Below are 8,509 nucleotides of genomic sequence, written 5' to 3' on the forward strand. Positions count from 1 at the left end.
GAATGCGCTTTATGATTTACAAAATGGCATTTATACTGACGTAATTGTCCAGAAAGAACGCGAAAAAGACGAGAAAGTCCGTCAAGGGCTACGACCAGGGCAAACGGTCAGCCGAAAAATTCATTGCCATGATTGACAAATATCAGGATTTTGACACCATGACCACGACCATGCTCAATGAATTTGTCGAGAAAATCCTTGTCCATGAGCGTGACCAGAAGGGCCGTCAGGACACCGGGCAGGAGGTAGAAATCTACTTCAATTTCGTTGGAAAGTACATCCCGCCCACCTTAAAGGAGGCGGAGCCGACCCCGGAGGAATTGGAGGAGCTTCGGCAGAAGGAGGAGCGCCGGGAAAAACTTCACCGGGCCTTCCTTCAGCGCAAGGCCAGCGGAGCGCAGAAGCGGTACGAGGATAAGATCAAGGCGGCAAAAAAAGCTGAAATAGACGCAAGAAAGGCTGCTATCCGGGCTGAGGATATGGCAAAGGGCATCTATACTCCCGTGGGCAAGCTGCCCCGCCAGGAGCCGCAGAGGGCGGTACAGGCCAGTGCAGCAGTTTGAGAGTGCGAAAGGAGATTTGACGCAATGGAATTGACGTATATTCGTGTGGGGGATTACTTAACTTAAAGATAATATATACATACAGCCTGCTGATACATTGCTTGCAGATACCCCGCAGAAGCCAAAACACACAGAAAAGGAGTTTTTGCATATGAAATCAATATTTGAACAGTTAGGCGGCACATACCACGAAGAAAACGGGTATCTTACTCCAGACTTGAAATTACTCGCTGAGGAACAACAGCCGATAGGCATATGGGGACAGCGGCATCTGGACTATCTGAAGCAGTACCGCAGGGCTACATACACCAATCTTCTCACAAGCGGCGGGCTGAACGCTTACCTTGCCAACATCGACAAGCAGGCTCAGGAACGCTTTGAAAGGCTCATAGAGGGTATGAAACAGGCACAGGGCATAACGGAACGCTTAAAGGAAGAAAACGCCTTAGAATGGACAGGGCGAGTCAATAACATAAGGGCTTGTGCGAGGGAGATTGTGAACGAGGAGCTTATTTTTTCTAAGTGAAAACAGCAGATTTGGGATTTGACTTTTGATAAAAATATGTTATAATAGATGTGCTTGTCAGAGGACTTGCAATCAAATAAGATTGTTGAAGTGGGATAAGACCTATTGGGCTTTATCCCACTTTTTGTTTATTTAGATGGGATGAAGCATAAACGTGCTTTGTCCCATTTCCTGTATGGAGGTATTTTATGAATGCAAAAGCAAAATCTTTATGCGGTTACATTTTCCCTGCTATGGGAGGCTTATTTGTAACCTATCTTTACAATGTTGTTGATGGAATTTTTGTCGGTCAAGGTGTTGGTTCGGCGGCTTTAGGTGCAGTAAATATTGCAGTGCCGTTTATCACTTTTGTCGTAGCCATTGCCGCTATGTTTCCAATGGGTGGTGCAACTGTAGTTGCAATACGAATGGGGAGAGAGGATAAAAAGGGGGCAAATCAAGCGTTTATGACAGCAATTACATTAACACTTGCTATGTCTGTTTTATTAATGATTGTTGGTATGGTGTTCTCACAACAAATTGTGGATATAAGTGGAGCAAGCAAGTTAAGTGATGAAATGAGAAAAATGGCGGCGGACTATCTGCTTTATTATTCAGCATTTTCTATTCCGATGCTCATGAGTACCTGTCTATCCGTATTTGTGAGGAATGACGGTTCTCCGACTCTCTCTTTCATTGGGATGTGTGTTGGTGCGATTGCAAACATATTTTTAGATTGGCTTTTTATTTTCCCGTTTGGAATGGGAATAATTGGTGCAGCAGTTGCATCGGGATTAGGACAGGTATTTTCTGTACTTGTTCTGCTGTCACATTTTTGGAACAAAAAAGGACGCTTGAAACTGAATTTAATAAAATTGGAGGGAACACTTGTCTAAGAAAATTTGTAAGCGTGGTGTTCCTGAAGCAATTTCACAACTTACAACTCCCGTAACGGCATTATGCTACAACATTATGTTAGCAAGCCTTGTTGGAGATATTGGAGTATCAACTTTCAGTGTATTGAGTTTTATTTATTCCCTTGCGAATGCAATTCTTTCGGGTGTTGCACAAGGCTTACAGCCACTTTGGGGGAACAGCTATGGTAAAAGGGATACTGGAGAAATAAATTGGCTTTTCTGTTGTGGAATTATCATCAACTTAGTTTTGTCTGCCTTAATTTACAGTGCGTTGTTTTTCTTTGATAAACCTGTTATTTGTATTTTCAACAGCGATACAGAACTTGTGCAGACTGCATCTAAAGCATTGCCTTTGTTCAGTTTGTCATTTATTCCAATGGCGTTAAACCTTATTTATACATCGTTTCTTTATTCGACAAAAAGAACAAAGCAATCAAATGTTATTGCAGTAAGTAGGGGAATTATTATAAAAGCGATGGCAATATGCAGTATTCTAATGCTATTTGGAAAAGAAATGATTTGGGTTGCTCCTTTTATAGCTGAAACAATAACTCTTATAATTGCAATTACAATTACCAAACATACAATAATGATGTAATGTCCAACAGTACAAGGTGGTCTTTTATGTCCCTAAAGCGCCGCTCAATGATTTTTGCCTTGGCGTTTTTGACTATGGCGTTTGTCATGTTGATGCCCAGCCGCTCGAACACCGGGGGCACCTCAAAGCGCTCCTCGCCGTTTTTGGGTTTCTTCTTTCGGTGGCCCAGGCCGCCTATGTCATGGGTCAGGAACTCGCGGCCATTGTCAACGTAAATATTCTCCGGGATGCCGTATTTCAAGATGCCCTTGCGCAGCGCCACCAGGGTGGACTGGCTGCTGGGGGCCGTGGTGACGTGGCTCCCAGTATATATCCCGCTCCTGGCGTCAAAGAAGGCCGTAAGGTACAGACGATGGAGCTGGCCGTTCTCGCCCTGAGTGATAACGTCAAAGGTGTGGTTGTCCGCCACCCACCACTCATTGCTGGCCATTTCCTCATATAGACGGTGTATGTAGGGGGCGCAGCGGTCGCGGAAAGCCTTTTGCCCTTGACGGCCCAGGACTTCCATGGGTTTGGGGATATCTCTTTCTACCCTGCGCCGGAAGGTGGAGTCGCTTGGGATGTTGTCTACCAGCTCGGGGGCAAACTCTTGGAAATACCTTATTGTGTATTGCCAGCATTTGCGGATGGGGTGCTGGGCCTCGTCCAGGTAGTAGCTTAAAAACGTCTGCCGCATTTCCTCGGTGATCTTGCTTTTCCCCTTACGGCCCTTGCCGCGCTTATCAATAAGGGCCTCCGCCCCCTGCGTTTCCAGCTGTTTCTTTTTTCGGTAAAGCGTCTTTACAGAAAAAGTGTGCTCTGGATCGGTTTTAGCGCAAAGAGCGACAAACTTGTCATCGGCCTCAGCCTTGTCCCCTGGATAGCGGTCACGGTAATTTTTCCACTCCTTGAGGGTCTTTTCCCACCACATAATCTCCTGGCGTTCGCTGTCTGAGTAGTGGTCAAAGGCCTTGCCCTTTTTGCTGATAGATTTAGCCGTTTTTGGCAAACTGGCCTTAACCTGGGCAAAATATTTTTCCTGCATCGGTTTATCTAAAGCACTAATCGCAAACAGGTAAGCAGGCGAGTTAAATTGATTATAAATACATTCTGCCTCAAGTTTTCCGCTCTCAGCCCAGCGCCTGATAGTGCTTTCGTTTTTGTTGTACAACTTGGCAACTTCTTTGGTCGTGAGCCTGGTTTCCACTTTATCACTGTCTTTCATGACCTGCCATCGTCAGCACAGGGCGGTCATCCCCTGTGGACTGCCCGCATGGGGCAGTTTCGGCTTACTTCTTTTTTGTTTTTTCTACTCGGGCCAGAACTTCGCGGGCGTGCTTAATCTCTGCTTCTGTCGCTCCATACTCCAAAGTGCTTTGAGCGTCCAGCGCCTCTTTGATAAATCTTTTAATTAAATCTATCTGATATTCATAGTTTTTTCTTTTGAACCAGCATTGTTCTGCCAATGAATGATCCACATCCCTAACGCACTCAAGCCTGCTGCTGTCCTGCGACTGCTGATTATAAGCCAGATACTTCCTTTCTTCCTCAACGGCAAGCATTTTCAGCAGTTCAAACAATTCCTTGACTGTCAGATTCCCGTCTGTTTCTAAATCCATGTCATACTCCTTTCTTAACTATAAAAATATCTTCAACTTTACAGTGAAGTACCTTAGCCAGTTGGAGGCTATTCTTTAATCTAGGCTGTGTGACACCCCTTTCCCATTGACTTATCGCAGTATGATCCACATGAATCATTTTAGCTAAATCACCTTGTGTAAGGCCCTTTTCCTTTCTAAGCTTGCGCAGCCCCATATATTGCCTCCTTTCGTTTGAGTAGTTTTCTACTATTATGAGCGGAACTCCTGTTTTGTCAAGTAGAAAACTACTCAAATTTTATTTTTCTTGCTTTTTAGTAGCGGAACTCCTATAATGCTAAAGAGGAGGTGATTTTTTGAATTCCATAAGAGAGCTTCGCAAAAATAAGGGCTTGTCGCAGCGGGCACTGGCAGATTTATTAGAGGTAAACCAAACTGCAGTCAGCCAATGGGAAAGAGGCGTTACAACACCTTCTTCGCATATGCTTCTGAGGTTAAGCCGAATATTTGAGATTTCACCTAACAAATTGCTTGATATAAAAGGCGCCCAGCAGGAGCAGTACAGTTGGGAAGATAAAGAAGTAATGGATGCCGTAAAAGATACCATGTCAAGTTTGATAGCTTCCCTGCAAAAGGAAATACGGGAGTCCCCGGATGAATACCAGAAGCAATATTTTGATATGCTGGAAATGTTGCGTCATATTTTGCAGGTGGCTAAAGGAAACAATGATAATGAGCCTATTGCACTAATCTATGGGCTTTTGACCGAGGCAACGAGGTTTGTTGATTCTCAAAAGAAAAATGCAAAGACATGAGATAAGGAGGATGATATTATGCAATCCGAAAAATGGAAACTATTAACTTCGGAAGAACTTCAGCAAAAGATTGATGAGGGCGAAATTGTTGAAAGGGATTGGAAACAGCTTGATTTAGCTTTGAATTGTGAAAAAAAGAATCTCAAAAGGGCAATCGAAATTTATGAAAGCTTTGTTGCCGTTTCTGCAAAATATCCCCTTCCATATCTTCGATTACCAATTATTTATAGGAAACAGAAAAGTATTGATGATGAGATTCGTGTACTGGAAACAGCCGTATCAGTTTTTGAGCGTGATAAAGATGAGCGCAATTTAGCGGATGCAGCCGCGCGTTTAGATAAGGCTCGAAAGATACTGGAAAAGCAAAAATAGACCTATATTTCCATATTGCTACTATAGCACAAGAGTTTTCCTATGTAAGCGTTTTGGGACAGAATCCCATTTTTCGGGATTTTTTCCCGCTTTTTGTGATATGAATCTAAGCCCATATTGGAAGGGTACTCAAAAGGCGAGTACCCTTGTGACACGCCCTTTGGAATGGGGTAACGGAACCTCATCATCCAGGGGCCGGTAAAACTCCGATCCCGATAAAGGGTGTAAGTCTAATCTACACCATTTGAACTCAAAAACGCGAGAGGGGGGCGTGAAATACGACCTACCACTAGAAATGTAATGAGCCTACCCGGAAGTTAGGGTCATATCCCCATAGAGAAACTGCATAAGTCTGCCCGACAAAGGGGTGACTGTAGCGTTCACCCCCTTTAGGCTATGGAAATACCGTCCATTTTATGGACAGTATTGTGTCAGATTGGTAAGTGAGGGGACGCCCCAAAATGGGGGTTCCTTATGTCCTTTTAGGCAACGTTTAGGCGACCTTATTTGGGGGAGGATTCCATTGGTGTAGCCCGTGCAAAATGCTCTTTCTCTCTTTTTCCCAAAAAGCCCGAAAACCTAGTGCTTTCTAGGCCCGTGCATAGTTTGGTAGCCCGTGCAAAAAATGCACGGGCTATTTTCGCTTAAAAGCAAAACACAAGCCCTTTAAGCGGCGTTTGTGTGCGTTCGCTTAAAGGGCTGTTGTTATTTTCTTAAAAGGCGCTTAAACCGCGCCAATACTAGGTTTGTGCGGTTTCTTAAAAGGTTTTGCGCAAAAATTAAACGGTCTGAAAAGGTGCTTTTTTACGATTGGCGGGTTGGGACGGCGCAGGCCATTTCAGGGCCAAAAACGGGCAAAAAAATTTTGCAATCCCATTTTGCGAGATTGCAAAATTTCCACCAATATGCAAACGGTTTTCCGCGAAAAAACCTAGTATTTAAGCCGTTTCCCGGAGTTTTCCACATTTTTTCATGTCGAAAAATAGGCCCGTCCTGGGTTTCTCATTCTTCATGAAAACTTACACTGGGGCTGGAAGATAAACTGAAAAATATGCCGAACAATCTCTCCGGCGGCCAGCAGCAGCGTGTGGCGATTGCCCGCGCCCTGATTACCAAACCGGCTATCGTGCTGGCCGACGAGCCGACCGGCAACCTTGACAGCAAGACCAGCGCCGAGGTGCTGGGGCTTATCAAACGCACCAGCGCGGAGTTCCGGCAAACTGTCGTGATGATTACCCACAACAATGACATTGCCCGCCTTGCAGATCGGATTGTCCGCATTGAGGATGGCAGGATTGTGGAATAAGGAGGTGGCAGGCTATGACATGGCCTTTTGAGAATGACACCAGCACTATTATAAAGAAACTGGCGAAGAAAAGTTTACAAAGCGAGAAGCGCCGGAATCTGATGGTGGTGATCGCCGTTGCGCTGGCGGCGTTTCTGATCTGCTTTACGGGAATTGTGTCTACTTCCCTGACACAAATGCAGCGCAATCAGGTTGTCGATACTTATGAGGCGGTTTGGCTGGGTGTAGAGGAAAACGACATTGAAACCCTGAAAGGAGTGCCGGAGTTTGAGCGCGTAGGCGGCTACTATATGCTGGGTGAGGAACTTTCAGAACAGGGCTATCATGCCTCTTATGTATATAATGACGCAGAAATGATGGAGATTGGGCGCGACCGAATGAAGCTATTGGAGGGGAATCTGCCCCAAAAGGCAAATGAAGTTGTCGTAAGCGAATACTTTCTTTCCACCTATGGACACAATGCCAAGATCGGGGACACTGTGACCTTAGATACAGAGAGTTTTCATGGCGATTATGTCGCTACCGGCATTCTGGACAGCGTAAATGAAAAAGAAGCGAATACCTGTGCCATCATTCTTTCCAAAGCTGCCCTGAAAGAATGGGATGGGTTTAACCCCGCTGGGTATCGCGCCTATGCCCATTTCAAAAACAGCGTTCAGTTGGACGAAGAACTGATGACCTCTTATTGCAGGGAGGTTGCGGAGGAATATCAGCTTTCTATGCCCAAAATGAACAGCAAATATTTTGCTTATGCTTCTAAATCCTTTGATTTTTTACCGATTGTTGGTGTGATTGCTATTGTTCTGATCGGCGGCTATATTGTGATCCAGAGTATCTTCCGTATCTCCATCAATGACAAAATCCAGAGCTACGGGCAGCTTCGGACGATTGGTGCGACGCCAAAACAAATCAAGCGGATTGTAAAACAGGAGGGACACAAACTCGGCAGTATCGGGATTCTGATTGGCACAGTGCTGGGCGTGTGTGGCGGATTTTTCCTATTTTCCAAAGGTTTTAACGCTGTTTCCTATGCGGCAACGGTTATTTTGACGCTCATAAGCAGTTGGATTATGGTATCTGTTTCCATCCGTAAGCCTGTAAAGATTGCGGCAGGGATTTCCCCCATTGAAGCCGTCCGTTTTACTCCGGCGCAAAAGAACATCCGCAGACGGAAAAAGAATATCAAGCTCAATCCTGTTTCAATGGGAATTGCGAATTTTAAGCGTGACCGAAAAAAGACCGTTGCCCTTGTAGCCTCATTGAGTTTGGGCGGAATTATTCTGCTTGTGGTATCATCCATTGTTTTGCTGCGCTCACCAGAGGCACTTGCAAGACAGTTTTTCCCGGACGGCGACTATAAAATTTATCTGGATTCCGAAGTGGCAGAAGAAAAGGTTATGGCAGCAGGAAATCCACTGAATGAGAAATTAAAGCAGGAAATCTTATCTATTGATGGCGTTACAGATATAATTCCAAGCAGAAAATCTCTCCATGCAACTTTTAAGACAGACATTTTTCAAAGCAGTGGTATGTGTGATATGCTGACTGACCAGAATTATGCGACCGTTGAAGCAGCTCTGATGGATGGAACGATGCCAAAAGATTCCCACAGTATTGTACTTGATTATTATGTACTAAATCGCAATGAAGATATAGGAGTTGGTTCGACAGTTGACTTTTATTTTGGAGATGGACAACCGCCTGTTTTTGTTACTATATCGGGATTGTATGATTCAAGCAAGGTATATTCAGGACATGGAAAAATGCACCTCGATGGAGCCAATGTCATTAAGTTAGTACGCAAGGACGCACGCCAAAGGGCCAGGGGGCACAAAAAAGAGCAAAAGGAATTGGGG

Annotated in this window: 9 protein-coding genes, 1 other RNA gene and 2 pseudogenes; 8 read left to right on the forward strand and 4 right to left on the reverse strand. The window is 44.7% G+C overall.

The annotated features are described in order from the left end of the window. Positions 1-74: 74 nt before the first annotated feature. The 4 genes and pseudogenes from D1841_RS15480 to D1841_RS19345 form a co-directional block, all read left to right on the forward strand. Positions 75-563, forward strand: a pseudogene (locus D1841_RS15480) (DUF4368 domain-containing protein); the annotation flags it as partial. A 151-nt stretch (positions 564-714) separates the two neighbouring features. Then, positions 715-1,089, forward strand: a complete 375-nt coding sequence (locus tag D1841_RS15485; RefSeq protein ID WP_161880117.1) for a TnpV protein — start codon at positions 715-717, stop codon at positions 1,087-1,089. A 188-nt stretch (positions 1,090-1,277) separates the two neighbouring features. Then, positions 1,278-1,964, forward strand: coding sequence for an MATE family efflux transporter (locus D1841_RS19340; RefSeq protein ID WP_237076419.1), 687 nt, complete (start codon positions 1,278-1,280; stop codon positions 1,962-1,964). After that, on the forward strand, positions 1,957-2,583 hold the full coding sequence (locus tag D1841_RS19345) for an MATE family efflux transporter (protein WP_237076420.1): 627 nt from the start codon (positions 1,957-1,959) through the stop codon (positions 2,581-2,583). The genes D1841_RS19340 and D1841_RS19345 overlap by 8 nt, the downstream gene beginning before the upstream one ends. Here the strand turns inward: D1841_RS19345 and D1841_RS15495 are convergent. The 4 genes from D1841_RS15495 to D1841_RS15510 form a co-directional block, all read right to left on the reverse strand. Beyond that, positions 2,558-3,787 carry a DNA-binding domain-containing protein gene (locus D1841_RS15495; RefSeq protein WP_161880118.1) on the reverse strand — a complete coding sequence of 410 codons (1,230 nt, stop codon included), beginning with the start codon at positions 3,785-3,787 and terminating at the stop codon, positions 2,558-2,560. The two genes, D1841_RS19345 and D1841_RS15495, sit on opposite strands and share 26 nt — an antisense overlap. Continuing rightward, an RNA gene (locus D1841_RS15500) (hammerhead ribozyme type II) lies at positions 3,785-3,852 on the reverse strand. Before D1841_RS15500 ends, D1841_RS15495 begins: the two co-directional genes overlap by 3 nt. Beyond that, positions 3,852-4,181, reverse strand: coding sequence for a hypothetical protein (locus D1841_RS15505; protein ID WP_160644470.1), 330 nt, complete (start codon positions 4,179-4,181; stop codon positions 3,852-3,854). The genes D1841_RS15500 and D1841_RS15505 overlap by 1 nt, the downstream gene beginning before the upstream one ends. 1 nt (position 4,182) lies before the next feature. Further along, complete coding sequence (locus D1841_RS15510; RefSeq protein ID WP_160644472.1) at positions 4,183-4,377, reverse strand: helix-turn-helix transcriptional regulator; 195 nt, start codon at positions 4,375-4,377, stop codon at positions 4,183-4,185. A gap of 139 nt (positions 4,378-4,516) precedes the next feature. Here D1841_RS15510 and D1841_RS15515 point away from each other — a divergent pair, with 139 nt between their 5' ends. From D1841_RS15515 to D1841_RS15530, 4 genes and pseudogenes are all read left to right on the forward strand, one after another. Then, on the forward strand, positions 4,517-4,975 hold the full coding sequence (locus tag D1841_RS15515) for a helix-turn-helix domain-containing protein (protein ID WP_160644474.1): 459 nt from the start codon (positions 4,517-4,519) through the stop codon (positions 4,973-4,975). Between the two features lie 18 nt (positions 4,976-4,993). After that, a complete protein-coding gene (locus D1841_RS15520) occupies positions 4,994-5,347 on the forward strand; it encodes a hypothetical protein (protein ID WP_160644476.1) in 354 nt (117 codons plus the stop codon). Positions 5,348-6,371: 1,024 nt separating this feature from the next. Then, positions 6,372-6,653, forward strand: a pseudogene (locus tag D1841_RS15525) (ABC transporter ATP-binding protein); the annotation flags it as partial. A gap of 14 nt (positions 6,654-6,667) precedes the next feature. After that, positions 6,668-8,509, forward strand: a 1,842-nt coding sequence (locus D1841_RS15530) for an ABC transporter permease (RefSeq protein WP_237076421.1), incomplete at its 3' end; no start/stop codon positions are given.

Source organism: Neglectibacter sp. X4, from assembly GCF_009917365.1.
Classification (GTDB): Bacteria; Bacillota; Clostridia; order Oscillospirales; family Acutalibacteraceae; genus Acutalibacter.

What these genes read in the sequence shown, in the direction of transcription:
- D1841_RS15485 (WP_161880117.1), top strand. Translation starts at nt 715, where the DNA reads ATGAAATCAATATTTGAACAGTTAGGCGGCACATACCACGAAGAAAAC.
- D1841_RS19340 (WP_237076419.1), top strand. Translation starts at nt 1,278, where the DNA reads ATGAATGCAAAAGCAAAATCTTTATGCGGTTACATTTTCCCTGCTATG.
- D1841_RS15495 (WP_161880118.1), bottom strand. Translation starts at nt 3,787, where the DNA reads ATGAAAGACAGTGATAAAGTGGAAACCAGGCTCACGACCAAAGAAGTT.
- D1841_RS15505 (WP_160644470.1), bottom strand. Translation starts at nt 4,181, where the DNA reads ATGGATTTAGAAACAGACGGGAATCTGACAGTCAAGGAATTGTTTGAA.
- D1841_RS15510 (WP_160644472.1), bottom strand. Translation starts at nt 4,377, where the DNA reads ATGGGGCTGCGCAAGCTTAGAAAGGAAAAGGGCCTTACACAAGGTGAT.
- D1841_RS15520 (WP_160644476.1), top strand. Translation starts at nt 4,994, where the DNA reads ATGCAATCCGAAAAATGGAAACTATTAACTTCGGAAGAACTTCAGCAA.